This window comes from Pseudomonas sp. Soil_N_39 (genome assembly GCF_057655955.1).
Genome location: NZ_JBDGLI010000005.1, coordinates 254703 through 278757 on the forward strand (window position 1 = coordinate 254703; position 24055 = coordinate 278757).

Here is a 24055-nt window from a genome sequence, read left to right on the forward strand (position 1 = left end):
CCGCCTGCATCAGGAATGGATTAGTTTAGGAGCTGGCCAAGGTGCGTGAAGGATTTATGGATAAGTTAAGAGCGGCTTTGCTGGGGTTGCCAAGACGCCACAAACGCGCGATCCAGGTAGCCACAGATGTTTTTCTCGTCTGGGTTGCCTTATGGTTGGCATTCGTTGTTCGACTGGGAGTCGAGGCATCGGCCAGTCCGATTGCAACGCATCTTTGGCTTTTTGCTTCTGCCCCACTGGTCGCCATCCCAATTTTCATCCGCTTTGGCATGTATCGCGCCGTCATGCGTTACTTCGGTAACGATGCGCTGATCACCATTTGCAAGGCTGTCAGCCTTTCAGCGTTACTGCTAGCCCTCATAGTGTATTGGTACAGCAACCATAAAACCGTGGTCCCGCGCTCGATCATCTTCAATTACTGGTGGCTCAGCCTGATCATGATCGGCGGCTTGCGCCTGATGATGCGGCAATACTTCTTGGGGGACTGGTTTACCGCAGCCCAGCATGTGCCCTTTACTAATCGCGATGACGGCCTGCCCAAGGTTGCTATTTATGGTGCCGGGGCCGCAGGTAACCAGCTCGTTGCCGCGCTTCGCATGGGGCGAGTGATGCGACCGGTCGCATTCATCGATGACGACAACAGCATCGCAGACCGCGTGATCGCTGGGCTGCAGGTCTACGCGCCCAAGCATATCCAGAAAATGATCGACACAACCGGTGCACAGGAGATTCTACTGGCGGTGCCTTCCTCGTCGCGTGGGCGCCGTCGGGAGATCTTGACGTTGCTTGAAGGCTTCCCGCTGCATGTCCGCAGCGTCCCCGGGTTCATGGACCTGGCCAGCGGCCGGGTCAAGGTCGATGACATTCAGGAAGTGGACATCGCGGATCTTCTAGGGCGCGATCCGGTTCCCGCACAACCTGACCTGCTGGAGCATTGCATCACTGGCCAGTCGGTTTTGGTCACTGGGGCCGGAGGTTCGATTGGCTCCGAGCTTTGTCGGCAAATCCTGGCACTGAAACCGACTACGCTGCTGCTGTATGAGCATAGTGAATTCAATCTCTATAGCATTCTGTCTGAACTTGAACCTCGAGTGATTCGGGAATCGTTGTCGGTTCGGTTGCTGCCTATCCTTGGGTCGGTACGAGACCAGGACAAACTGCAGGACGTGATGAAGACCTGGAATGTCGACACGGTCTATCACGCCGCGGCCTACAAACATGTGCCGATGGTCGAGCACAATATCGCCGAAGGCGTCCTGAACAATGTGATCGGTACGTTGAATACGGCACAGGCTGCGTTGCAGGCCGGTGTGTCGAACTTCGTGCTGATCTCTACGGATAAAGCGGTGCGCCCGACTAATGTAATGGGCAGCACCAAGCGGCTTGCAGAGTTGACCTTGCAGGCCCTTAGCCGTGAGCTGGCCCCTGTGTTATTCGGCGATAAGGCCAACGTCTCAAGAGTCAACAAAACCCGTTTCACCATGGTCCGGTTCGGCAACGTGTTGGGGTCATCCGGTTCGGTTATTCCTCTGTTTCATAAACAGATCAAGTCCGGCGGTCCGTTGACGGTCACGCATCCAAAGATCACGCGTTATTTCATGACCATTCCCGAGGCCGCGCAGTTGGTGATCCAGGCGGGCTCCATGGGGCTGGGTGGGGATGTGTTTGTGCTGGACATGGGGGAGCCGGTGAAGATTGTCGAGCTGGCGGAAAAAATGATTCATTTGTCCGGCCTGAGTGTCCGTTCGGAAAAGAACCCCCACGGCGACATTTCAATCGAATTCACAGGCCTGCGTCCAGGCGAGAAGCTATACGAGGAGTTGCTGATTGGCGACAACGTCGTCGCCACCCAGCACCCAATGATCATGAGTGCCAACGAGGACCATCTGCCTTGGGATGTGCTTAAGTTCAAGCTGGCTGAGTTGCTGGCCGCCATCGAACACGATGACTACACCAGGGTCCGCCAGCTGCTTCGGGACACTGTCAGTGGTTACGCTCCGGACGGCGAGATTGTCGACTGGATCTATCAGCAACGCCGCCTCGAACCCTGATTGTTACATACGCTGTAACGGACACATTTTTGACAGCGATACATCATCGCCTAAGTTTGAGAGGCAGCTTCGCAAAAGCTGCTTCTTTCTTAACGATGTCATGGAGCGTCATTTATGCGTACAGGCTATTTCTACTCTCTGGTTTTTGCCTTCCTCACCAGCGCCTCGATTGCTGCTATCGCAGCCCCGGTGAGCAAACCTGAGTCGGTCGCTGCGCCGCAAGCAGTGGAGCAGCCAGCCAGAACGCAGGGCGCCAAGGTGGATTTAAACGGGGCGGATGCTGCAACGCTGCAGCGCGAGCTGACCGGAATAGGTAAAGGCAAGGCTGAGGCGATTGTTGCGTATCGGGAGAGTAATGGGCCGTTCTCTTCGGTAGAAGAATTATTGGAGGTCAAGGGAATCGGCAAGGCGATTCTCGACCGGAACCGTGACAAGCTGGAAGTGAATTGAGTTTGTGATTGAAGGAGGCCGGTCGAATTGACTGGCCTTTTTGCTGACTGGCTGGTGCAAATTTTGGACGAGTTCTGGGAACGTCCCACCATTGGCATAAATAATGATTACCTACAGCCAACCGATTGTTCAACAATCCAAGGCCTTCCACCCATGACCAACACACTCTCCCTCGCCGACCAGATCACCCTGGAGCTACGAGCCGACATCATCGGCGGCCGCCTGCTACCAGGCATGGCCCTGATAGAGAACAACCTGGTCTCGGCCTACAACGCCTCACGCAACACCATCCGCGAAGCGCTACACCGTCTAGGCCAGGAAGGCTTAACCCGTTACGTGCGCAACAAAGGAGTGATGGTCCGCAGGTTAGGCGTCGATGACGTGCGAGATCTATTCAAGGTCCGTCGCACCCTGGAGTTGCAAGCCATCCTGGGTAGCCAACCATTGCGTGAGTATCAATCCGACCGGATGCTCGAAGCCCTCGAAGCTGCGGATTTGGCTCGCGAGCGTGAGGACTGGCGTTCAGTCGGTACCCATGGCCTGGCCTTTCATCAGCACATCGTCGGATTGATGCGCAGTCCATTGCTTGATGAGTTTTTCACCAATGTGGTTGCACAACTGCGCCTGGTGTTTAGCTCAGCGCCTGATGAGGCGCGTTTCCAGGCGCCGTGGCTGGCCCGTGACCGGTGCATCCATGATTGGCTGGCCGAAGGTGACAAGCTTGCGGCCCACGAAGCCATGAGCCTTTACCTCGATGATTCCGAGCATCTGCTTCTGCAACTGCTAACTCCCACCCACCACTGATCAAGGACCCGCGCCATGTACAAAGACTACCCAGCCGCCTACCAGGTCAGCAAAGGTTCAGCCCTGCAGGTGGACAAACCCTTCTACGACCGTATCCGCTCCCAGCAAAACAAACGCACCCTGATCGAACAGTTCGAGGTACCCATCCGCACCGGCCGCGCCTGGCACGTACCCGCTGGCCATGTGTTCCGCGTCACCACCCCGGTGGGCCCGCAGGTGGGGGACTTCAACGTCTGGAACGCCCACGATCCTCGGGAACGCCTGTGGGCGGCGCGCACGCGTCAGCTTCAGGGCGCTCATGTCAGCACCCATGATCGGTTGTGGTCGAACCTGCCATTCCTTCGGCCCTTGGTGACCATCACCGATGACAGTCTGGCCGGTTACGGCATCGACGAGCATGGCGGACGATTGCACGATCTGCTGGGGACGCGCTGTGATCCGTATGTGAACAAGATGCTCACCGGGGAGGATTTCCACCACCATTGCCACTCGAACCTGACCCGTGCCGTGTTGCCCCACGGCCTGACGGAGTTCGATGTGCATGACGTGCTGAATATTTTCCAGTGCACGGGGCTCAATCATGACGATATGTACTTCATGAAAGCTTGTCCGGCGCAGAAGGGTGATTACCTGGAATTTTTTGCCGAGATTGATCTGTTGTGTGCACTGTCCACTTGCCCGGGTGGTGATCTGTCGCTGGCGATGTGGGGGCCGGATGCGCAGGATCCTCTCAGCGTCTGTCGTCCGCTGGGGGTGGAGATCTATCGGTTGGAGGATTCATTGTTGGAAGGCTGGAGCCAGCCTGAACGGGCGGCGTACAAGGGGTTGCATGGCTTGCATATTGCCAAGGCGGATTGGGAAAAGTGAAGCCGAAGGCGCGGGCTTTTTGTGGCGAGGAAGCTTGCTCCCGCTGGGCTGCGTAGCAGCCCCAACGGCTAAAACCCGATTAGCCTGATACTCCGCGCCAGCAGGTTCAGGGCCGCTTCGCGCCCCAGCGGGAGCAAGGTCCCTCGCCACAAAAGCACTATGTAGCCGGGACGGGGAATAGCTCAACGATCCTTGGCCTCCTTCGCATCCATTTCCGCATTGCGCTCGGCAACACGCTTGCGCTGTTCGTCCGTCAATTCGACCTTGTTGGCGGTGTCGCGCAGCATCATCAGACCACCAACGATCGAGCCGATTGCAACAATCAGAATCAACCAGGCATACCAGGGCATAGGGCTCTCCTTGAGGGGGCGATGGACGGACGAACATTTCGCCGATCCATCGCACCTACCACTTATGAGCGAAGGTTGTTCGCAGTGGTTCAATACTACGCCCGTTCGGCCGGCTTCACCTCAAAGCCCGGTCAGCATTGCATCGGCGGGCGCGTCCGCACGCAGTTGGGCGGTGAGGATGAAGTAGACGAAGCCCACCGCCATGAAGCCGAGGAAGATCAGCCCGATCAGCGCGTTGAACCAGGCCATCGCTACCAGGCACACCAGCGCCAGCACCAGGGCGATGCCGGGCACGATCGGATAGCCCGGTGCGCGGAAGGTGCGCTCCAGGTTGGGTTCGGTTTTGCGCAGTTTGAACAGGCTGAGCATGCTCATGATGTACATGACGATGGCGCCGAATACGGCCATGGTGATCATCGCTGCGGTCAGGGTCATGCCGCCTAGGTTGATCAGGCCGTCGCTGTAGATCGCGGCAATGCCGATCAGTCCTCCGGCGATGATGGCCCGGTGCGGGGTCTGGAAGCGGGACAGTTTGGCCAGGGAGGCGGGCAGGTAGCCGGCGCGGGCCAGGGCGAAGAACTGCCGCGAGTAGCCGAGGATGATGCCATGGAAGCTCGCCACCAGGCCGAACAGGCCGATCCATACCAACATGTGCAGCCAGCCGGAGCTTTCGCCGACCACGGTTTTCATGGCTTGGGGCAGCGGATCGTTGATGTTCGACAGGGTGCGCCAATCGCCGACGCCGCCGGCCATGAACATGACGCCCATCGCCAGGAACACCAGGGTCAGGATGCCGCTGATATAGGCCTTGGGAATCGTGCGTTTCGGGTCCTTGGCTTCTTCGGCGGCCATGGCCGCGCCTTCGATGGCCAGGAAGAACCAGATGGCGAAAGGAATCGCGGCGAACATGCCGGCAATGGCTGGGGCGCCGAATACATCGGAACCGGCCCAGCCGTTCAGGGCGAAGCTGCTGAAACTGAACGCCGGGGCCACGACGCCCATGAACACCAGCAGTTCGGCCACTGCCAAGACGCAGACAATCAGCTCGAACGTCGCCGCCAGTTTGACCCCGAGGATGTTCAGGCCCATGAACACGATATAGGCGCCGACCGCGGCGTGTTTCGGGTCCAGGGCCGGGAACTGCACGTTCAGGTAGGCGCCGATGGCCAGGGCAATGGCCGGCGGCGCGAAGACGAATTCTATCAGCGTCGCCAGCCCTGCAATTAACCCGCCTTTCTCGCCGAAGGCACGACGGCTGTAGGCAAACGGCCCTCCGGCATGGGGAATGGCGGTGGTCAGCTCGGTGAAACTGAAAATGAAGCAGGTGTACATGGCCGCCACCATGAAGGAGGTCACCAGGAAACCCAGCGTCCCGGCCACGCCCCAGCCATAGCTCCAGCCGAAATACTCGCCGGAAATCACCAGGCCGACGGCAATGCCCCATAAATGCAGGGTGCCCAGGGTAGGTTTGAGTTGTGTGTTCATCGGTGGCTCCCCTCGATCCATAGCAAAAGCGCTGGGGAGGGCAGTGCAGTGGGCGTGCCAGTGTGGCGGGGGCGGTCGTAATGGGTGAAATCGTGTCGTATCGAGGATGTTCGCTGCTGGATGGCTTGGTTTTGTGCCCCAGTTCAGAGCGTCGGCGCCTGGGCTGGCCTCATCGCGAGCAAGCTCGCTCCCACAGGGGATCATCAGTCGACGTGAACTCTCTATTCACAACAGAGCCATTGTGGGAGCGAGCTTGCTCGCGATGAGGTCCGCCCAGCCAACCACTCAGCCGATTTTTTACAGTTTCTTTATCTCCCAACCCCTCTCTCGATCTCGTTCCTTTACAGCCTCCCTGTCGACAATCACTCCATACACGGCACGACGCCGTATCACGGAGAAATCCCATGAGTGTTCTGGACGGGGTGTCGCTGCTGCTGGCAGTGGTGCTGTTCATCTATCTGCTGGTTGCGCTGTTGCGCGCCGATCGGAACTAGGAGCGGCTATGCACGGTTATGACTACGGGTTGATCCTCGGCTTTTTCGCCCTGGTGCTGATTCCCGCACCGTTTCTGGGGCGTTTTTACTATCGGGTGATGGAAGGCCAGCGCACCTGGCTTTCGCCGATCCTCGGCCCGCTGGAGCGCGGCTGCTATCGCCTGGCCGGTGTCGATCCCGCCGCTGAGCAGAGCTGGCAGAAATACACTCTGGCCTTGCTCGCCTTCAACCTGGCGGGTTTTGTGTTGCTGTTTGCGATTTTGCTGCTGCAGGGACATTTGCCCCTCAATACCGAGCAACTGCCCGGCATGGAGTGGACCCAGGCCTTCAACACGGCCGTGAGTTTCATGACCAACACCAACTGGCAGTCCTACAGCGGTGAAGCGTCCCTGAGCTACCTGAGCCAGATGGTCGGCCTGACCGTGCAGAACTTCGTCAGCGCCGCCACCGGCCTGGCGGTGTTGGTGGCGTTGTGTCGCGGCATCGGGCGCAAGTCCGCCGCAACGCTGGGCAACTTCTGGGTCGACATGACTCGCGCCACCCTCTACGGATTGTTGCCGCTGTGCCTGCTGCTGGCGTTATTCCTGGTCTGGCAGGGCGTGCCCCAAACCTTCGCGCACTATGTGCATGGGGTCACGCTGCAGGGTGCCGACCAGGTCATTCCTCTGGGGCCGGCCGCCAGCCAGATCGCGATCAAGCAACTGGGTACCAATGGCGGCGGTTTCTTCGGCGTCAACTCGGCGCACCCGTTCGAAAACCCGACGGCCTGGAGCAACCTGTTCGAGGTCGCGTCGATCATCCTGATCCCCGCCGCGCTGGTGTTCACCTTCGGTCATTACGTCAAGGACCTGCGCCAGAGCCGCGCGATCATTGCCTGCATGCTGGCGCTGTTCCTGATCGGCGGCGCCACGTCACTGTGGGCCGAATACCAACCCAACCCGGCCTTGAACGACGCGGCCGTCGAACAGACCGCGCCGCTGGAAGGCAAGGAAACCCGCTTTGGCACCACCGCCACGGTGCTGTGGTCGGTGACCACCACGGCAGCGTCCAACGGCTCGGTCAACGCCATGCACGACAGCCTCAACCCGCTCAGCGGCATGGTGTCGCTGGTGAACATGATGGTCGGCGAGGTGATCTTCGGCGGCGTCGGGGCCGGGCTCTACGGGATGCTGTTGAACGTGTTGATCGCCGTGTTCCTGGCCGGCTTGATGATCGGTCGCACCCCGGAATACCTGGGCAAGAAGCTGGGCGCCCGCGAGGTGCAACTGTTGGTGGCAACCCTGCTGGTGATGCCCGTCAGTGTGTTGGTGCTGGGTGCCGCCGCCGCCAGCCTGCCCGGGCCCGCCGCAGCGGTGAGCAACCCGGGTGCCCACGGTTTCAGCCAGTTGTTGTACGCCTACACCTCGGCGGGTGCGAACAACGGTTCGGCATTCGCCGGGTTCGGCGCCAACACACCTTTCCACAACTTGATGCTGGGCCTGGGCATGTTGATTGGCCGGTTCGGCTACATCCTGCCGGTGCTGGCGTTGGCCGGCAGCCTGGCCTTGAAGAAAACCGCGCCGATTGGCCAGAACAGCTTTCCCACCCACGGCCCGCTGTTCGTGACCCTGTTGACCATGACCATCCTGCTGGTGGGTGGCTTGACCTTCCTGCCGACCCTGGCGCTGGGGCCGATTGCCGAACATTTGAGCATGGGCTTCTGAGGATCTGATGATGAATATGCCGATGAGCAAAACCGTCGCCGCCAAGGCGCCGGAACAACCGAAGACCCACCTGTCGGCCCTCTGGCGGCCAGCGTTGGTGCAAGCGTTCGTCAAGCTCGATCCTCGCCAACTGCACCGTGCACCGGTGATGCTGGTGGTGGAATTGACCGCGATCCTCACTACGGTCTTGTGCTTCATTCCCGACAGTACGGTGCCGACCTTCGTCGCCGCGCAAATTGCGTTGTGGCTGTGGTTCACCGTGCTGTTCGCCAACTTCGCCGAAGCCTTGGCCGAAGGGCGCGGCAAGGCCCGGGCCGACAGTCTCAAGGCCGGCAGCGAAGGCCTCAACGCACGTCGCCAGACTGCCAGCGGCTTTGAAATCATCCCCGCCACCCGTCTGCGCAAAGGCGATGTGGTGCGCGTCGAGGCCGGCGACATGATTCCCGGCGATGGCGAAGTGATCGAAGGCATCGCCGCGGTCAACGAGGCGGCGATCACCGGCGAGTCGGCCCCGGTCATTCGTGAGTCCGGCGGCGATCGCTCGGCCGTCACCGGCAATACGCGGTTGGTCTCCGACTGGTTGCTGATACGCATCACCAGCAATCCTGGCGAGTCCACCCTGGATCGCATGATCGCCTTGGTGGAGGGTGCCAAGCGCCAGAAAACGCCGAACGAGGTGGCGCTGGATATCCTGCTGATCGGCCTGACGCTGATCTTCCTGTTGGTGGTGGTGACGCTGCAACCGTTCGCCCATTTCGCCAACGCCAGCCTGCCGCTGGTGTTTCTGGTGGCACTGCTGGTCACCTTGATTCCCACCACCATCGGCGGGCTGCTGTCGGCCATCGGCATCGCCGGGATGGACCGGTTGGTGCGCCTGAACGTGATTGCCAAATCCGGCCGTGCGGTCGAGGCGGCGGGGGACGTGCATGTGTTGATGCTGGACAAGACCGGCACCATCACCTTTGGCAATCGTCGTTGTACGGCGGTCTATGCCGCTCCCGGCGTGAGTGCCAAGGAGCTGGCCGAAGGCGCGCTGTTCGCCTCGTTGGCCGATGACACGGCCGAGGGCAAGTCCATCGTCGAGTACCTGCGAGGTTTGCATTCACTGCCCGAGCCCGGCGTCGACGCGCTGACGGCCGTGCCGTTCAGTGCCGAAACCCGTTTGTCCGGGGTCGACTATCAGGGTCGCATCTACCGCAAGGGGGCCGTGGATTCGTTGCTGGATTTCATCGGCCTTGCACGCAATGAATTGCCATCGGCACTGGCGCGGGAGGTCGACAAGATCGCCCAGAGCGGCGGTACGCCGTTGCTGGTGTGCGTGGATGGCAAGCTGCTCGGCGCTATCCATCTCAAGGACGTGGTCAAGCCCGGCATCCGTGAGCGTTTTGCCGAGCTGCGCAAGCTGGGGATCCGCACGGTGATGGTCACCGGCGACAACCCGTTGACCGCCGCTGCGATTGCCGCCGAGGCCGGTGTCGACGACGTGCTGGCGGAGGCCACGCCGGAGAAGAAACTGGCGCGTATTCGTCACGAGCAAAATGACGGTCGGCTGGTGGCTATGTGCGGCGACGGCGCCAACGACGCTCCGGCCTTGGCCCAGGCCGATGTCGGCATGGCGATGAACGACGGCACCCAGGCGGCGCGGGAGGCGGCCAACATGGTCGACCTCGACAGCGACCCGACCAAATTGCTCGATGTGGTGCAGATCGGCAAGGAGCTGTTGGTGACCCGTGGGGCGTTGACCACTTTTTCCATTGCCAACGACATCGCCAAGTACTTCGCGATCCTGCCGGCGCTGTTCGCGTCGATTTATCCACAGCTCGGCGTGTTGAACGTGATGCACCTGAGCAGCCCGCAGAGTGCGATTTTGTCGGCCATTGTCTTCAATGCCCTGATCATCGTCGTGTTGATTCCCTTGGCCTTGCGTGGCGTGCGCGTGCACGCGGCAAGCGCGGCGGCGTTGTTGCGGCGCAATCTGTTGATCTATGGCCTGGGCGGGATCGTGGTGCCGTTCGTGGGGATCAAGGCGATCGATATGTTGCTGACGGCGTTGCACCTGGTTTGAGTTCACCATTTGTGGGAGCAAGGCTTGCCCGCGATGAACGATGACGCGGTCTGCCTGGGATCGAAGTGTCTGCATCGCGAGCAAGCTTTGCTCCCACAAGGCGATTCCCAGGATTTACTTCAATTCGAGGATTTTGAAATGTCCACTCTGATTCGCCCGGCCTTGAGCCTGCTATTACTGATGACCCTGATCACCGGTGTCGCCTACCCACTGGTAGTCACCGGCGTGGCGCAAGTCGCCTTTCCCGCCCAGGCCAACGGTAGCCTGATCGTCGATGCCGCCGGCAAGGTCCGTGGCTCGACGCTGATCGCCCAGGATTTCACCGGCGATGCCTGGTTTCATCCACGGCCATCGGCCGGTGCCTTCGCCACGGTCGCCAGCGGTGCCAGCAATTTCTCCCCGAGCAATCCGGCCCTGGCCACACGGGTGATCGATGACGCCCGCAAACTCCAGGTGCCCGGTCAGGGCCCGGTGCCGCTGGCATCGCTGACCACCTCCGCCAGCGGGCTGGATCCGCACTTGCCTCCGGCGGCAATTGCCTATCAACTGGCGCGTGTCGCCGTCGCGCGCAACCTGCCGGCCTCGACCTTGCAGCAATTGCTCGATGCCAACACCGAGCAACCCCTGGTGGGCCCACCGGTGGTGAATGTGCTGGCGCTGAACCTGGCCCTGGAAAAACTGTAAAACCTGTGGGAGCGAGCTTGCTCGCGATAGGGGTACATCAGTCACCATCAAGGTTGGCTGGCCTGCCGCTATCGCGAGCAAGCTCGCTCCCACAGGGTGTTCGAACAATCTGAATAAGAGACTCCCCCAACATGAGCGACTCCGGCCGCGCCGACGCACTGTTAGCCAATCTGCCCCGCAACGGCCGTGGCCGGCTCAAGGTCTTTCTGGGCGCGGCCCCGGGTGTCGGCAAGACCTACGCCATGCTGCAAGCGGCTCACACCCAACTGCGCCAAGGCGTGAAGGTCGTCGCCGGGGTGGTGGAGACCCACGGTCGCAGCGAAACCGAAGCGCTGCTCGGCGGCCTGGCGCAGCAGCCGTTGGTGCGCTCGGAGTATCGCGGCGTGATGCTCGAGGAAATGGACCTCGACGGCCTGCTCGCCGCCCGGCCGAGCCTGGTTCTGGTGGACGAACTGGCCCACAGCAACGCCCCCGGCAGCCGCCATGCCAAACGCTGGCAGGACATCCAGGACCTGCTCGCGTCGGGCATCGACGTCTACACCACCGTCAATGTCCAGCATCTGGAAAGCCTTAACGACCAAGTGCGGGGCATCACCGGCGTGCAGGTGCGCGAGACGTTGCCGGACTGGGTCCTGCAGGAGGCCGATGAACTGCTGCTGATCGACCTGCCACCCCGTGAGCTGCTGGAGCGGCTGCGCGATGGCAAGGTCTACGTGCCGGAACAGGCCCGGGCGGCGATCGATGCGTTTTTCTCCCAGACCAATTTGACCGCGTTGCGTGAGCTGGCGATGCAGACCGCCGCCGCCCAGGTCGACAATGACCTGACCCAGGGCTATCGACAACTGGGCCAGGCTGCGCCGGCGGTGCGCGGACGCTTGTTGGTGGGGGTGGACGGTGACGTGCAGGCTGAACGCCTGGTGCGCCATGCCAGCCGCGTCGCCCAACGTCGGCATCTGCCCTGGAGCCTGGTGCACGTGGACAACGGCAGCGCCCGTGACGAGGCCTCGCGCCAGCGTTTGCAGAGTGCCCAGCAACTGGCTGAACGCCTCGGCGGTGAAGTGGTGCTGCTGCGGGCCGGCGAAGTGGCCAGGACGCTGATCCAACATGCCAGCGAACGTCGCGCCACCCTGGTGCTGGTGGGCCAGTCCCGGCCGCGTTTGCGCCGACGGTTGTTTGGCGGCGGCCTCGCTTCGCGTTTACTGCGTGATGCCCGGGGCCTGGAGATCAACGTGTTGGACAGCGATGAGCAACCGCGTCCCGCCCGCGTGCGTTCAAGCGCCGTCCAGACCGGGTTCGATTATGTGCTGGCGTTGTTGGCTACCGCGGCGGCCAGTGCATTGGCCTGGGGAGTCTCGGGGCTGTTGGCGTTGCCCAATATTTCCCTGGTGTTCCTGATGGCGGTGTTGCTGGTGGCCGTACGCAGCAGCCTCGGCCCGGCGCTGGCCTGCGCGGCGTTGTCGTTCCTGGCCTATGACTTCTTGTTCATCCCGCCGAATTTCTCCCTGACCATCCAACGCGAAGAAGACGTTCTGACGCTGGTGTTTTTCCTGCTCATGGCCGCCCTGACCGGTAACTTGGCCGCCCGCCAGCGCCGCCAGTTGCAGGCCCTGCGCGACACCCAGCAGGAAACCGGTGAACTGCTCAACCTGTCGCGCAAACTCACTGCCGCCACCGACCGCCAGGCGGTGATCAGCGCCGCCGCGCAGCACCTCAACGGTTGGCACGACTTGCAACTGTGCCTGCTCAACCGCGACGGCCAGGGCGGTTGGAAAGTCGAGAGCGGTGAGCCGCTGACCTTCACCGAGGCCGAGCGCGCGGCGGCCGACTGGTCCTGGCAGCACGACCAGCCGGCCGGCGCCGGCACCGGGACACTGCCCTCCGGGCGTTGGTGGTGGTGGCCGTTGTCGGCGGAGGGCGGGCCGCTGGCCTTGTTGGGTGTATGCCCGAAAGAAGGCCAGCCCCTGAGTGGCCAGCGCCGCCGTTTGCTGGCGGCCCTCAGTCAGCCATTGGCCCAGGCGCTGGCCCGGGCGCAACTGGCCCAGGACCTGGAAGCGGCGCGTCTGCACGGTGAAACCGAACAACTGCGCAGCGCTTTGCTGGCTTCCGTGTCCCACGACCTGCGCACGCCGCTGACCGCCATGCGTGGCAGCATCGACAGCTTGCTGGCGCTGGGGGAGGCGATCCCACTGGCCGATCGTCGCGAACTGCTCGAAGGCACCCGCGATGAAGCCGAGCGGCTGGATCGTTACATTCAGAACCTGCTGGACATGACTCGCCTGGGCCACGGTGCGCTGAAGCTGGCGCGGGACTGGGTGGCCCCGGCCGACATCGTCGGCAGCGCGCTGAACCGCCTGCGCGCAGTGTTGGCACCCCTGGCGCTCAGTGTCGAGGTGCCCGCTGAATTGCCTCTGCTGTATGTCCATGCGGCGCTGATCGAACAGGCCCTGGTGAACGTGTTGGAGAACGCGGCGCGCTTCTCGCCGGCCCAAGGATGCCTGCTGCTGAGCGCCGGGGCGACAGACAATGAGGTGTTTTTTGCCGTGGCCGACGAAGGGCCCGGGATCCCTGAAGAGGAGCGGGAGAAAATCTTCGATATGTTCTACACCGCCGCACGCGGTGATCGAGGCGGGCAGGGCACAGGGTTGGGATTGGCGATCTGCCAGGGCATGGTCGGTGCCCACGGCGGGCGCATCAGTGTGGCCGAAGGTCTCGACGGACGCGGCACCTGCATCACGTTGCACCTGCCGTTGCAGGCGCAACCGGGCATGGACGATGAAGCCTGAGCCTGGATGAGATACTCTTCTGTTACCCGCAGCTTGCCACCTGCTTGCCTTTCCACTTGATTGCAACGAACGAGCCCCATGAGCCAGACCGCGACCCTTTTGGTCATCGATGACGAACCGCAGATCCGCAAATTCCTGCGCATCAGCCTGAGCTCCCAAGGCTACAAGGTGCTGGAAGCCGGCACCGGCGCCGAAGGGCTGGCCCAGGCGGCGCTGAACAAGCCCGATCTGCTGGTGCTCGACCTGGGCCTGCCGGACATGGACGGCCAGCAGGTGTTGCGCGAGTTTCGCCAATGGTCGACGGTGCCGGTGCTGGTGCTCTCGGTGCGGGCCAGCGAAGCGCAGAAAGTCGAGGCGCTGGACAACGGCGCCAACGATTACGTGACCAAGCCGTTCGGCATCCAGGAATTCCTCGCCCGCATCCGCGCCTTGCTACGCCAGGCCCCGGCCGGCGAACCACAGGAAGCCGCGCTGAAGTTCGGCCCGTTGACGGTGGACCTGGCCTATCGACGGGTGCTGCTGGACGACACCGAAGTGGCCCTGACCCGCAAGGAGTACGCGGTCTTGGCGCAACTGGCGCGGCACCCGGGACGGGTCATCACCCAGCAGCAATTGCTCAAGGACATCTGGGGTCCGACCCACACCGAAGACAGTCATTACTTGCGGATCGTGGTCGGTCACCTGCGTCAGAAACTGGCCGACGACCCGACCCGGCCGCGGTTCATTGTGACCGAGGCGGGGGTGGGGTATCGGTTGTTGGGGGAGGGTGGGCTCTAGTTCTGTGTTGTCCGGGCTGCCGCCATCGCGAGCAAGCTCGCTCCCACAGAGAATCGAGTTGGCAACAAATTTTTATTTACTCAGCAGGACCCATGTGGGAGCGAGCTTGCTCGCGATGAGGCCTGCTCAATCAATCGAGATTTCCCAGATTCAGTTCTGTTCACGCTCATACCGATCCAGGGTATCGCTGGCAATCTCCCGTCCCAACGCGATCAACTCCGGCGCCTTGTAGAACTCGAAAAACCGGCACACTCGTTTTGGCACGTTGATCAGCACATCCGGCGGGTAACCGGCGATCTTGTACTGGGCCAGCGAGGTCTGCATCACTTCGAAGCTCTGGTTGATCAAGTCCAGCAACGACGCCGGGCCGACGTTATCGATGATGAACGAGCCGGTGGCGGATTTCGGCGCGCCTTCGTTCTCCGGCGCGGCAGCTGGTTGTTGGCCTTCGGGCTCGGCCGAGTCGATCCACGGATTGATGTCGGCGGCCTCGGCCTTCAAGGCTTCCTGTTCCAGCAGCAGCAATTGCTCGGCCTGTTTGCGGCGAAACGGCAGGCGCGAGCCCAGGGAGCTGACCAGGGTGTCGAAGCGACGCCTGAACGCGGCGGGGCGCGGGATCACCGGTAATCGGTACTGTTTCTGGTTGGTGGCGTTGAGGTTGACCGCGATGATCAAGTCGCAATGGCTCGACACCACCGGCACGATCGGCAAGGGATTGAGCAGGCCGCCATCCACCAGCATGCGGTTGCCTTGCATCACCGGCGTGAACAGGCTGGGAATCGCCGCCGACGCACGCATTGCCTGATGCAGGCAACCTTCCTGGAACCAGATTTCCTGCTGGTTGGTCAGGTCGGTCGCGACGGCGGTGTAGGGGATGCGCAACTCTTCAATGTTGAGTTCGCCGACGATCTTGCGGATCTGCCCGAAGACCTTCTCGCCGCGGATCGCCCCCAGGCGAAAACTGACGTCTACCAGGCGCAGGACATCCAGATAATCCAGGCTTTCGATCCAGTTGCGGTACTCCTCAAGCTTGCCCGCCGCATAGATCCCACCCACCACAGCCCCCATGGAACAACCGGCGATGCAGGCAATGTCGTAGCCACGTCGTTCGATTTCTTCGATCACCCCGATATGGGCATAGCCCCGGGCGCCACCCGAGCCCAATACCAATGCGACACGTTTTGTCATGACCCGGCCTCTTGTCGAACAGACTTCAACAATGCACTTATCGACGGCTCGGCTCAATCCTTGTAGCGCAGGCGTCGTTTTTTGACACGCTGCGGCGGCATTTGCGTATGCTCGCCCACACTTGAATTTACGCGGTCAAGCAAGGCACTTTTCGCCGTTGCCACCGTCTTAACAGCACGACTGTTGACCTGACCTGAGGTGTTATTGATGAAAGCCCGGATCCGCCTGCCCTTGGTGGCATCTTTGATGGTTTTGGCCCTGGCCGGTTGCGCAGGTAAAACCGCTTACCGTGACAGCTGCGGCAGCCAACTCGACAGTGCCTGGCGTGAACTGGACCTGGCCAAGGCCGAAGGTTTTGCCGGCACCGTTAGCTACTCCAAGGCCCTGTCCCTGCTGACGGGTGCCAAGACCCAGCAGCAATTCGAAGCGTTCGAAGGCTGCTCCAAGAAAGCCGAGAAGGCGCGTTTCTACATCCGCGAATCCCGCGCGGGACGATAAAGACAGCGACAACCAATCAGCTGCAAGCTACTAGGGAAGGGCGCAGAATCGTTTTTCACGGGTAGCTTGCGGCTTGACGCTCAACGCTGTGTACGGAGTACGTCCATGATCGATCGGCTGGTGGCCCGCATAGTGGGCCTGGAAGTCCGCCTGTTGGCCTGTCAGGCCCGCTTGAATGCCCACACCGACAGCGAAGCGCTGCATGACCTGCGAACCACGGTACGCCGTTTACGCAGCCTGCTGCGTCCACTGCGTGGGTTGCCCGGTGTCGAACAGCTGGAAACGGCGGCTTCGGCGGTGGGCACCCTGACCACGCCTTTGCGTGACCGGGAAGTGTTGGCTGCTTACCTTGAACAACATGGCCAGGCCGAGGCGGCGCGGCGACGCCAACTGCAAATGGCCGATGCCTATCCCGCCGTGGCCGCGAGTGTCGAACTGGCCCAGTTGCTGATGATCCTCGATGCCTTCCCGCGCTTCATTCGCGCCGCCCAGCGTGAGGGGCTGCTGAAGAGTTTGCGCAAACGCATCGAAAAACGCCTGGACAAACAATGGAAAAAGCTCGATGAAGCCCTGCGTGATCCGGCCCATGACCGCCACCGGTTGCGCCTGCTGATCAAGCGCGTGCGCTACGCCATCGAAGCTTACCCTGAGCTCGACCGCCTGCCTGAGGCCGCCATGCCCCGGCTCAAGTCCGCCCAGGGCGCGCTGGGCGACTGGCACGATTGCTGGCAATGGCTGGCCAGGGCCAAGGAAGAAACCGATCTGCAAGCGTGTGTGCCCACCTGGCACGCCACGATGGAGAAGGCCGAGGCCAAGTCCGACAAGGTGCTCGACAAGCTGATTGCCAGTTGCTTCGAAAAATCCTGAACCCATCCCATTCCCTCTGTGGGATTTCCCCTTGTGGGACTTCCCCCTGTGGGAGCGAGCTTGCTCGCGATGACGGTGGTTCAGCTTGCATACGGATTGACTGATACACCGCTATCGCGAGCAAGCTCGCTCCCACAGGGGATTGGGGAATTCAAGATCCTCGGCTTTTCTGTCAGCCTCTTTGGCCGGAATAAGCCCTGTGCCGTCAGCCCGGTCTGGTTAAGATCCCTTCATCCTTTTCCCCGTTTTCGAGGTTGTCATGCGCTTTTCCGATTTGATCGATGCTGTACGCCGGCAGCCAGGTGCGGTGACTATCGCGCCTGAATGGGGCCAGGGTCGGGCCAGTTTTGGCGGGTTGGTGGCGGCGCTGCAATATGAGGCGATGCGTGCCCAGGTGCCGGCAGATCGCCCGGTGCGTTCGTTGGCGATCACCTTTGTCGGCCCGGTCGAAGCCGACGTGCCTGTCAGTTTCGAAGTCGACGTGTTGCGCGAAGGCAAGGCGGTGAGCCAAGTGTTGGGACGGGCGGTGCAGAACGGCCAAGTGGTGACCGTGGTGCAAGGCAGTTTCGGCGCTTCGCGCTCGTCCGTGGTGGCGGTGCAGGCCGACCCCGCGCCGGAATTCAAGAGCGTGGAGCAATGCCAGGAAATGCCTTACGTCAAGGGCATGACCCCGGAATTCATGCGCCACGTGGCGCTGTGCTGGAGCGTCGGCGGCTTGCCGTTCAGTGGTAATAAATCCCGGAGCATGGGCGGCTGGGTGCGCTTGCGCGGTGACGTGCAGGAGGAGCCGCTGAACGAAAGCCATATCTTGGCTTTGGTGGACGCCTGGCCCCCGGCCTTGTTGCCGCACCTCTCGCAAATGGCCCCGGGCAGTACGCTCACGTGGACCATCGAGTTCGTCCAGCCTCTGCTGGACCTCACGACGCTGGACTGGTGCAAGTACCTGGCCGAGATCGAGCATGCCCAGGACGGCTACGGCCATGTCGCCGCGAAGTTCTGGAGTGCCGATGGCCGCTTGATCGCCCTGAGCCGGCAGACGGTCACTATTTTCGGATAAGGCTTTGGTTAAGGTTTACGGTTGTGACGATGGCGATCGCGCCAGGCGCGCCACCAGCCACCGCTGAGAAAGAAGCGTGGAAAAGTCAGGAACTGCTCCACCAGCAGGCGTGACACGGCATCCTTGCGATCGCTGAACGGTTCGGAGGCCTGGGCCTCCAGGCTGTGTCCGTGACGCTGCAAGCCGAGCGCCGCGAGCAGGCCGATGATGCCGATGGCGACATCGCCCAGGCTCAAGCTGAACACCCCCGACACAATCAGCAGAAACGCGATGATGAACAGCGGCACGGCAATCAGGTGCAACACCAGGTTGGTGGGGTGGCGATGATTGTCGGGGTAGGCGCGCCATTGCCAGGCTGGAAGATTGGGGTGACGTTTGCCCATGATGCTATTCCTTGAACGAAACCGAATAATCCAAGGATAGGTCCGGGCGGGCGGGGCGGCGAATGGCGGTTGGCTATCGAGGCGATAGGTGGCCATACAGTTTTGCTGTTGTGGCGAGGGGACTTGTTTGTGGGAGCAAGGTTGTGGGAGCAAGGCTTGCCCGCGATAGGCGCAATACGGTCTTTGGTGAACCGAGGTGCCTCCATCGCGGGCAAGCCTTGCTCCCACAGAGGGAGTTTCCTCACCACAGGGAGTCAGGCAAGCCAGCGCTCTACAGTTTCAACTGCCCAATCGCCTTGCTCAACTCCCCCGCCAACGTCGCCAGTTCATGGCTGGTGGTGGCTGAGTCGACGGTCTGGCGCACGGTGTTTTCGGTCACGTCGCGAATACTCACCACCGCCCGGTTCATTTCCTCGGCGACGTGGCTTTGCTGCTCGGCCGCGACAGCGATCTGAGTGTTGCTCTCGCGCATTTGCGCCACCGCTGCGGTGATCTGGGCCAGCGCGTCGCCGGCCTCGCGGGCCTGTTGCACGCAATCGTCGGCCTTGAGCGAACTCTCCTGCATGAAGTCCACCGCGTCCCGAGTCCCGGCTTGCAAGGCCGAAACCATGGTGGTGATTTCATCCGTGGAGGCCTGTACCCGCTTGGCCAGGTTGCGCACCTCGTCGGCCACCACGGCAAACCCCCGGCCCATTTCCCCGGCCCGCGCGGCTTCGATGGCGGCGTTCAGGGCCAGCAGATTGGTTTGCTCGGCGATGCTGTGGATCACATTGACCACGCCGTTGATCTTCTGACTGTCTTCGGCCAGGCGCTGGATCATTTCGGCAGTCTGCTGCACCCCCGACGACAACCCGGTGATCGACTGCTGCACCCGGCCGACCACTTCGTGGCCGTTGCCGGCCAGGGTGTCGGCGGTTTTCGACAGGTCGCGGGTGGCGCCGGCGTGCTGGGCGATGTGATAGACAGTGGCAGACATCTCGTTGATCGCCGTGGCTGCCTGATCGGTTTCGCTTTGCTGGCCGAGCATGCCGTGGCGCACCTCGTTCATGCTCGACGCCAGGCGCGCCGCACCACTGTCCAACTGCCGGGCAGTGCTGGCTACGGTGTCGACCACTCGTTGATAACCGGCCTGCATGGCGTTGAACGCTGCCGCCATCTGGCCCACCTCGTCCTTGCAGGCCAGGGGCACGCGGGCGGACAAATCACCGGTTTTTTCCACATGCAGCATCACGTCTTTAAGCGTGTTGAGTTGGCTGAGCAAAAAGCGGATCAACAGCTGCGACGCGCCCAACATCGCCAGCATCAACACGAATACCGCCACGGCGTATTGGCTGAAGCGTTCACCGAACACTTGGCCCAGGCTTGCACCATGGGCCAGCACCGCGATTTGCTGGCCGTCACCTCGACGGATCACTTGGGCGCCCAGCAGCGGATTGTCGCCCAGCAGCGGCCCTGCATCGAGTTCGACCCAGCCCTCGGCCTGCACCAGCGAAGACAACGGTTGTTCGTGGAGCATCGGGATCTGGTCGCGCTGGAATGCCAAGAGGTTGTCGGCCTTGGGCAAAGGTTGTCCGACAGGCCAGGCATCGAGCACCTGTGCCTGGGCCTGGGCGTTCGCCTGGGCTGCGTGGTTGCGCGCCTGCTGTTCGAGATGCACGGCGTAGAGCACCAGCAGCAAGGTGGTGATAAAGGCGACCGCATTGACCGCCCAGAATTTGTATTTCAACGAGATATTGCTAAGCCAGGCACCCATGGAAGGTTTTCTCTGATAGCGGAAACAGCATTGGCAAGGTGCCATTATTCTGCCGCTATTCAGGCGCCGGGATTTTGATGTGGGTCAACAGACAATATAGGTGCCGGGGATTTTGATATGGACTAACAGACCACACAGAGCCCAGGGTTTTGATGGAGCCAACAGCCAACACAGGACCCCTTGTGGGAGCGAGCTTGCTCGCGATAGCGGCGGGTCAGCTTGCCATGGGCCGACTGATACACCGCTATCGCGAGCAAGCTCGCTCCCACAGGGGGTCATTGCCACAGGGCTCATTTGGTCAGGAGAGGGTGGGCAATCCAAAAAACGCCCGGGCGCAGGCGCTGCTGTGAGCTGCCAGATCCTCCTGGGTTTCGCCCCGGTGCAAGGCCACTTCACGCAGAACCTCCGTCAGGTAGGCCGGCTCGTTGCGCCCATTCTTGGGTTTTGGCCGTAGCGTGCGGGGCAGCAGGTACGGCGCGTCGCTTTCGAGCATCAGCCGACCACAGGGTATTTCGCGCACCAGCGGATGCAGGTGCGTGCCCCGGCGTTCGTCGCAGATCCAGCCGGTGATACCAATATGCAGGTCGAGATCGAGGTAGCTGAACAGCGCCTTTTTTTCACCGGTGAAGCAGTGCACCACGGCCGCTGGCAAGTGATCGCGAAATTCCCGAAGGATTTCCAGCAAGCGCTGGTCGGCGTCGCGTTCATGCAGGAAGACCGGTAATTGCAACTGAACCGCCAGGGCGAGGTGTTCCTCCAGGACCTTTTCCTGCTGGGGACGTGGAGAGAAGTCGCGGTTGAAATCCAGTCCGCATTCCCCCACCGCACGCACGCGGCTGTGCATCAGCAGATCCTTGAGGTGCCGGGCGCTGTCGGCGGTCCACTCGCTGGCGCTGTGAGGGTGAATGCCGGCGGTGGAAAACAGCCGTTCTCCAGTGTCGTCGAGCTGTTGGCACAATTGCAGGGCCTGTTCACTGCCCTCGATGCTGGTGCCGGTCAAGACCAGTTGGCAGACCCCGGATGCATAGGCGCGCTCAAGCACCGCCTGGTGTTTGTCGGCGAAACTGGGGTTGGTCAGGTTGACGCCGATATCGATGAGTTGCATGGTGCTACCTCGGCCCAAAGGCCGGAAAGCATATCAGAGCTGTAGATTTATAAGAAAAGCCAAGAACTACAACGAGTTGAGGCTGTCTGTTAAGGCCGCGAGACACATCGGGTTGGTATAAAAGCCATCACTGTGCCAGTCTTCCGCACTTTTTCAGCGTCTCAGGCGCTCTGTTTCTGTCGACTCAGCCTCGTTTTTCACGGAGGCGGTCGGCAGTATTCCTTCCGGAGAGTGGATGACACGTCCCCAGGTATTGTTACTGTTGTGTTGTTCGCTGCTGTTGCCGATGCCGGCCGAAGCGCGGCTGCCCGGGCCGGTGCAGGCCGTGGCGCCGGGCACGGTGCGCGACCTGGCGCAGATCCGCGGCAGCCGTGTGTTGAAGGTGCTGGTCAACCAGAGCCGCAACAGCTCCGGTGAAGTCCAGGGGCAACCCATTGGCGTCGAATACCATCGGTTGCGCGCCTTCGAGCAATACCTCAACGGCCACGCCCGTGACGGCCAGGAAATCACCCTCAAGATCATTCCCAAAGCCAAGGACCAACTGCTCGGTGCCTTGCAGCGCGGGGAGGGCGACCTCGTCGCACCGGGTGAGCTGCTCGAGCCCCAGGCCGGCCATGCCGTCAGCGCCAGCAATCCGATCCGTACCGACGTGCCTTTGCTGTTGGTGGGCATCAAGGGCGAGAAGCGCTACACCCGCGTGGAGCAACTTTCCGGCAAGACCCTGGCCCTGCCCAATGGCAGTGCGGCGGGGGATGCCGTGAGCCAGATCAACCAGAAGCTGGCGCTGCTCAAGTTACCGCCGGTGAAGGTCGAATGGGTCGATCCCTCCCTGGCTGTGGAGGATGTCCTGGAGATGGTCCAGGGCGGGATTTTCCATTTGACCATCGTCGAGCAACCCATCGCCGAGCGCTGGGGCAAGATCCTGCCCAAACTGCGCTTCGACCGTCAGGTGTTGATTGGCGAACCGGGTGACGAGTATTGGTTCGTTCGCCGTGACGCCGCCATGCTGCGGGCGAGCATCGACCGATTCCTGGCGACCTATAAGGTGCCCTCCAACCAGGACGCGGCCTTCCTGCGTATCTATCGGCGTTTGTACCAGGTCCACTATCCGCTGGCCCGGGCCAATCGCCAACGCCTGGAAAAACTGCGCCCGGTGCTGCAAAAACACGCCGATGCCCAGGGCATGGATTGGCTCAACCTGGCGGCCCTGGCCTTCAAGGAGTCAGCCCTGCAACCCAATGCCCGGAGCGGCTCAGGCCCCACCGGCCTGATGCAGATCACCCCGGCGGCGGCCCAGCGGGTCGGGGTCAATAACATCCAGAACCTGGACGCCAATGTGCAGGCCGGCGCCAAGTACCTGGCCCTCATCCGCCGCAAGTTCTTTGCCAGCCCCAAGCTCAATGAGCGCGAACGCATGGCCTTCGTCCTGGCGGCCTACAACATGGGCCCCGAGCGCGTCCAAGGCATGCGAGCCGAGGCCCGGCGGCGGGGACTGAACCCCAACCAATGGTTTTTCCAGGTTGAGCGTATTGCCATGGAGCAGGTGGGAATGGGCGCCGTCAGCTATGTTAATAGTGTGAATAAGTACTACCTGGCGTTTGATCGTGAACGGGAGTCCTTGGAACCGAAGGAGCAAAAGGTTGCATTGCGTAAGTGATCGAATAAATTGATTGGTATTACGGATTATTTCCGCTTTTAACATGAATTTAATTGATTAATATAGCGGCCAACTCTCTACAACCCAAGGAATGACCTTATGAGCACTCTCATTAACAAAGTTCTGTTCACCCGCGCCGGCTATGGCTTGACGGTCCTGCGCATCGCCGTCGGTGTCATATTTGCCGCCCATGGCGCGCAGAAACTCTTTGGCCTGTTCGGTGGCTACGGCCTGGCAGGCACGGCGCAGTGGATGGAAAGCATCGGCCTGACCCCGGGCTATGTGATGGCGACATTGGCGGGCGGTACCGAGTTTTTCGCTGGGCTGGCGCTGATCATCGGTCTGCTGGCGCGTCCTGCGGCGCTGGGCTTGGCGCTTGTGTCGCTGGTGGCGATTTTCTCCGTGCACATCGGTAACGGCTTGTTCATGGCCAACAATGGTTATGAGTTCGCCCTGGCGTTGCTGGCGGGCAGTATTGCCGTGCTGATCGAAGGGGCGGGCAAGCTGTCGGTGGATCGCGCCATCGCAGGTTGATTGCTCGATTTGAACCTGAGGCTCGTCTTGTACGTAAAGCTGTTCACTTAGGAAAAACGGTGCTTCTTTCAGAAATGGGAAGCGCCGTTTTTTTTGGTTTTTTTGAGAGTGTTCGGTGACGGGTTGCTTTGGTGTGTATATCCATTTTTTGCGTAACGGCTACTTAGGGTTCCGCTTTTACAGCGGGTCACTTTTGAAGAGCCCGGAAGCCGGCCCAGTCAAAAGTAACCAAAACGCTTCTGCCCCACCACTCGGTGCCTCGCCTGCTCGGCATGCCTGAACGAAGGCATTGCTCCGTGGGCCGCCGCGAAGGGCCATCCATGGCCCAGCGCGGCTACCTCGGCATCCATGCCGAGGTGCCCACTGCGCAACACCTTCGTTCAGCCAGCGTGGTTAACGGGGCGCCCGAGATCAACGTCCACCGCGAGGCGGCCTGATAGCCGGCCTGGTTCTGGGTGAGACCGCGTTTCTCCTGTGGGAGCGGGCTTGCTCGCGAAAGC

Annotated in this window: 22 protein-coding genes; 16 read left to right on the forward strand and 6 right to left on the reverse strand. The window is 61.4% G+C overall.

Features of this window, described 5'->3' with window-relative positions:
* The first annotated feature begins 56 nt into the window (after positions 1 to 56).
* The 4 genes from AC3A5O_RS10445 to AC3A5O_RS10460 all read left to right on the forward strand — a co-directional run bounded on the left by AC3A5O_RS10445 (position 57) and on the right by AC3A5O_RS10460 (position 4172).
* Positions 57 to 2051 carry a polysaccharide biosynthesis protein gene (locus AC3A5O_RS10445; RefSeq protein WP_122568931.1) on the forward strand — a complete coding sequence of 665 codons (1995 nt, stop codon included), beginning with the start codon at positions 57 to 59 and terminating at the stop codon, positions 2049 to 2051.
* A 114-nt stretch (positions 2052 to 2165) separates the two neighbouring features.
* Positions 2166 to 2501, forward strand: a complete 336-nt coding sequence (locus AC3A5O_RS10450) for a ComEA family DNA-binding protein (RefSeq protein ID WP_122568930.1) — start codon at positions 2166 to 2168, stop codon at positions 2499 to 2501.
* A gap of 153 nt (positions 2502 to 2654) precedes the next feature.
* A complete protein-coding gene (locus tag AC3A5O_RS10455) occupies positions 2655 to 3305 on the forward strand; it encodes a GntR family transcriptional regulator (RefSeq protein ID WP_305470302.1) in 651 nt (216 codons plus the stop codon).
* Between the two features lie 15 nt (positions 3306 to 3320).
* Positions 3321 to 4172 carry an urea carboxylase-associated family protein gene (locus tag AC3A5O_RS10460; protein WP_122568928.1) on the forward strand — a complete coding sequence of 284 codons (852 nt, stop codon included), beginning with the start codon at positions 3321 to 3323 and terminating at the stop codon, positions 4170 to 4172.
* Between the two features lie 182 nt (positions 4173 to 4354).
* Here the strand turns inward: AC3A5O_RS10460 and AC3A5O_RS10465 are convergent, their stop codons facing one another.
* Positions 4355 to 4522, reverse strand: coding sequence for a DUF2897 family protein (locus tag AC3A5O_RS10465; RefSeq protein WP_003183831.1), 168 nt, complete (start codon positions 4520 to 4522; stop codon positions 4355 to 4357).
* A gap of 120 nt (positions 4523 to 4642) precedes the next feature.
* On the reverse strand, positions 4643 to 6007 hold the full coding sequence (eat, locus tag AC3A5O_RS10470; protein WP_305483032.1) for an ethanolamine permease: 1365 nt from the start codon (positions 6005 to 6007) through the stop codon (positions 4643 to 4645).
* 404 nt (positions 6008 to 6411) lie between these two features.
* Here eat and kdpF point away from each other — a divergent pair, with 404 nt between their 5' ends.
* The 6 genes from kdpF (at position 6412) to AC3A5O_RS10500 (ending at position 14513) form a co-directional block, all read left to right on the forward strand.
* Positions 6412 to 6501 (forward strand): K(+)-transporting ATPase subunit F, encoded by a 90-nt coding sequence (gene kdpF / locus AC3A5O_RS10475; RefSeq protein WP_137213067.1) that lies wholly within the window; start codon positions 6412 to 6414, stop codon positions 6499 to 6501.
* Between the two features lie 8 nt (positions 6502 to 6509).
* Positions 6510 to 8204 carry a potassium-transporting ATPase subunit KdpA gene (gene kdpA, locus AC3A5O_RS10480; RefSeq protein WP_305470304.1) on the forward strand — a complete coding sequence of 565 codons (1695 nt, stop codon included), beginning with the start codon at positions 6510 to 6512 and terminating at the stop codon, positions 8202 to 8204.
* A 10-nt stretch (positions 8205 to 8214) separates the two neighbouring features.
* Complete coding sequence (gene kdpB / locus AC3A5O_RS10485; protein WP_122568924.1) at positions 8215 to 10269, forward strand: potassium-transporting ATPase subunit KdpB; 2055 nt, start codon at positions 8215 to 8217, stop codon at positions 10267 to 10269.
* Positions 10270 to 10407: 138 nt separating this feature from the next.
* Complete coding sequence (gene kdpC / locus AC3A5O_RS10490) at positions 10408 to 10953, forward strand: potassium-transporting ATPase subunit KdpC (protein WP_305470305.1); 546 nt, start codon at positions 10408 to 10410, stop codon at positions 10951 to 10953.
* 131 nt (positions 10954 to 11084) lie between these two features.
* The gene (locus AC3A5O_RS10495; protein ID WP_487753166.1) at positions 11085 to 13736 is read left to right on the forward strand and encodes a DUF4118 domain-containing protein; all 2652 of its coding nucleotides are present in this window, start codon (positions 11085 to 11087) and stop codon (positions 13734 to 13736) included.
* A gap of 78 nt (positions 13737 to 13814) precedes the next feature.
* On the forward strand, positions 13815 to 14513 hold the full coding sequence (locus AC3A5O_RS10500) for a response regulator (protein WP_305470307.1): 699 nt from the start codon (positions 13815 to 13817) through the stop codon (positions 14511 to 14513).
* Positions 14514 to 14663: 150 nt separating this feature from the next.
* Here the strand turns inward: AC3A5O_RS10500 and AC3A5O_RS10505 are convergent, their stop codons facing one another.
* Positions 14664 to 15701, reverse strand: a complete 1038-nt coding sequence (locus AC3A5O_RS10505; RefSeq protein WP_060738563.1) for a patatin-like phospholipase family protein — start codon at positions 15699 to 15701, stop codon at positions 14664 to 14666.
* A gap of 207 nt (positions 15702 to 15908) precedes the next feature.
* On the opposite strand from AC3A5O_RS10505, the gene AC3A5O_RS10510 reads away from it, so the two are divergent.
* The 3 genes from AC3A5O_RS10510 to AC3A5O_RS10520 all read left to right on the forward strand — a co-directional run bounded on the left by AC3A5O_RS10510 (position 15909) and on the right by AC3A5O_RS10520 (position 18123).
* A complete protein-coding gene (locus AC3A5O_RS10510) occupies positions 15909 to 16199 on the forward strand; it encodes a hypothetical protein (RefSeq protein ID WP_122568921.1) in 291 nt (96 codons plus the stop codon).
* A 105-nt stretch (positions 16200 to 16304) separates the two neighbouring features.
* Positions 16305 to 17066 carry a CHAD domain-containing protein gene (locus tag AC3A5O_RS10515; protein WP_305491942.1) on the forward strand — a complete coding sequence of 254 codons (762 nt, stop codon included), beginning with the start codon at positions 16305 to 16307 and terminating at the stop codon, positions 17064 to 17066.
* A 259-nt stretch (positions 17067 to 17325) separates the two neighbouring features.
* Entirely contained in the window at positions 17326 to 18123 is a 798-nt protein-coding gene (locus AC3A5O_RS10520) for an acyl-CoA thioesterase (protein ID WP_487753167.1), read from the forward strand.
* An 8-nt stretch (positions 18124 to 18131) separates the two neighbouring features.
* Here AC3A5O_RS10520 and AC3A5O_RS10525 read toward each other — a convergent pair whose 3' ends face one another.
* From AC3A5O_RS10525 to AC3A5O_RS10535, 3 genes are all read right to left on the reverse strand, one after another.
* Entirely contained in the window at positions 18132 to 18506 is a 375-nt protein-coding gene (locus AC3A5O_RS10525; RefSeq protein WP_122568918.1) for a terminase, read from the reverse strand.
* Between the two features lie 271 nt (positions 18507 to 18777).
* Positions 18778 to 20259: a methyl-accepting chemotaxis protein gene (locus AC3A5O_RS10530; RefSeq protein WP_487753168.1), complete on the reverse strand. Its 1482-nt coding sequence runs from the start codon at positions 20257 to 20259 to the stop codon at positions 18778 to 18780.
* 298 nt (positions 20260 to 20557) lie between these two features.
* Complete coding sequence (locus AC3A5O_RS10535; RefSeq protein ID WP_305470309.1) at positions 20558 to 21364, reverse strand: TatD family hydrolase; 807 nt, start codon at positions 21362 to 21364, stop codon at positions 20558 to 20560.
* A 235-nt stretch (positions 21365 to 21599) separates the two neighbouring features.
* On the opposite strand from AC3A5O_RS10535, the gene AC3A5O_RS10540 reads away from it, so the two are divergent.
* The 3 genes from AC3A5O_RS10540 to AC3A5O_RS10550 all read left to right on the forward strand — a co-directional run bounded on the left by AC3A5O_RS10540 (position 21600) and on the right by AC3A5O_RS10550 (position 23992).
* Positions 21600 to 23021, forward strand: coding sequence for an MltF family protein (locus AC3A5O_RS10540; RefSeq protein WP_122568914.1), 1422 nt, complete (start codon positions 21600 to 21602; stop codon positions 23019 to 23021).
* A 99-nt stretch (positions 23022 to 23120) separates the two neighbouring features.
* Entirely contained in the window at positions 23121 to 23555 is a 435-nt protein-coding gene (locus AC3A5O_RS10545) for a DoxX family protein (protein ID WP_305470310.1), read from the forward strand.
* A gap of 272 nt (positions 23556 to 23827) precedes the next feature.
* Positions 23828 to 23992 carry a hypothetical protein gene (locus AC3A5O_RS10550; RefSeq protein WP_305471311.1) on the forward strand — a complete coding sequence of 55 codons (165 nt, stop codon included), beginning with the start codon at positions 23828 to 23830 and terminating at the stop codon, positions 23990 to 23992.
* Positions 23993 to 24055 lie beyond the last annotated feature (63 nt).

Bases quoted from the DNA above. Each gene is read 5' to 3' on its own strand.
- AC3A5O_RS10445 (WP_122568931.1), top strand. From the start codon at position 57: ATGGATAAGTTAAGAGCGGCTTTGCTGGGGTTGCCAAGACGCCACAAA.
- AC3A5O_RS10450 (WP_122568930.1), top strand. From the start codon at position 2,166: ATGCGTACAGGCTATTTCTACTCTCTGGTTTTTGCCTTCCTCACCAGC.
- AC3A5O_RS10455 (WP_305470302.1), top strand. From the start codon at position 2,655: ATGACCAACACACTCTCCCTCGCCGACCAGATCACCCTGGAGCTACGA.
- AC3A5O_RS10460 (WP_122568928.1), top strand. From the start codon at position 3,321: ATGTACAAAGACTACCCAGCCGCCTACCAGGTCAGCAAAGGTTCAGCC.
- AC3A5O_RS10465 (WP_003183831.1), bottom strand. From the start codon at position 4,522: ATGCCCTGGTATGCCTGGTTGATTCTGATTGTTGCAATCGGCTCGATC.
- eat (WP_305483032.1), bottom strand. From the start codon at position 6,007: ATGAACACACAACTCAAACCTACCCTGGGCACCCTGCATTTATGGGGC.
- kdpF (WP_137213067.1), top strand. From the start codon at position 6,412: ATGAGTGTTCTGGACGGGGTGTCGCTGCTGCTGGCAGTGGTGCTGTTC.
- kdpA (WP_305470304.1), top strand. From the start codon at position 6,510: ATGCACGGTTATGACTACGGGTTGATCCTCGGCTTTTTCGCCCTGGTG.
- kdpB (WP_122568924.1), top strand. From the start codon at position 8,215: ATGAATATGCCGATGAGCAAAACCGTCGCCGCCAAGGCGCCGGAACAA.
- kdpC (WP_305470305.1), top strand. From the start codon at position 10,408: ATGTCCACTCTGATTCGCCCGGCCTTGAGCCTGCTATTACTGATGACC.
- AC3A5O_RS10495 (WP_487753166.1), top strand. From the start codon at position 11,085: ATGAGCGACTCCGGCCGCGCCGACGCACTGTTAGCCAATCTGCCCCGC.
- AC3A5O_RS10500 (WP_305470307.1), top strand. From the start codon at position 13,815: ATGAGCCAGACCGCGACCCTTTTGGTCATCGATGACGAACCGCAGATC.
- AC3A5O_RS10505 (WP_060738563.1), bottom strand. From the start codon at position 15,701: ATGACAAAACGTGTCGCATTGGTATTGGGCTCGGGTGGCGCCCGGGGC.
- AC3A5O_RS10510 (WP_122568921.1), top strand. From the start codon at position 15,909: ATGAAAGCCCGGATCCGCCTGCCCTTGGTGGCATCTTTGATGGTTTTG.
- AC3A5O_RS10515 (WP_305491942.1), top strand. From the start codon at position 16,305: ATGATCGATCGGCTGGTGGCCCGCATAGTGGGCCTGGAAGTCCGCCTG.
- AC3A5O_RS10520 (WP_487753167.1), top strand. From the start codon at position 17,326: ATGCGCTTTTCCGATTTGATCGATGCTGTACGCCGGCAGCCAGGTGCG.
- AC3A5O_RS10525 (WP_122568918.1), bottom strand. From the start codon at position 18,506: ATGGGCAAACGTCACCCCAATCTTCCAGCCTGGCAATGGCGCGCCTAC.
- AC3A5O_RS10530 (WP_487753168.1), bottom strand. From the start codon at position 20,259: ATGGGTGCCTGGCTTAGCAATATCTCGTTGAAATACAAATTCTGGGCG.
- AC3A5O_RS10535 (WP_305470309.1), bottom strand. From the start codon at position 21,364: ATGCAACTCATCGATATCGGCGTCAACCTGACCAACCCCAGTTTCGCC.
- AC3A5O_RS10540 (WP_122568914.1), top strand. From the start codon at position 21,600: ATGACACGTCCCCAGGTATTGTTACTGTTGTGTTGTTCGCTGCTGTTG.
- AC3A5O_RS10545 (WP_305470310.1), top strand. From the start codon at position 23,121: ATGAGCACTCTCATTAACAAAGTTCTGTTCACCCGCGCCGGCTATGGC.
- AC3A5O_RS10550 (WP_305471311.1), top strand. From the start codon at position 23,828: ATGCCTGAACGAAGGCATTGCTCCGTGGGCCGCCGCGAAGGGCCATCC.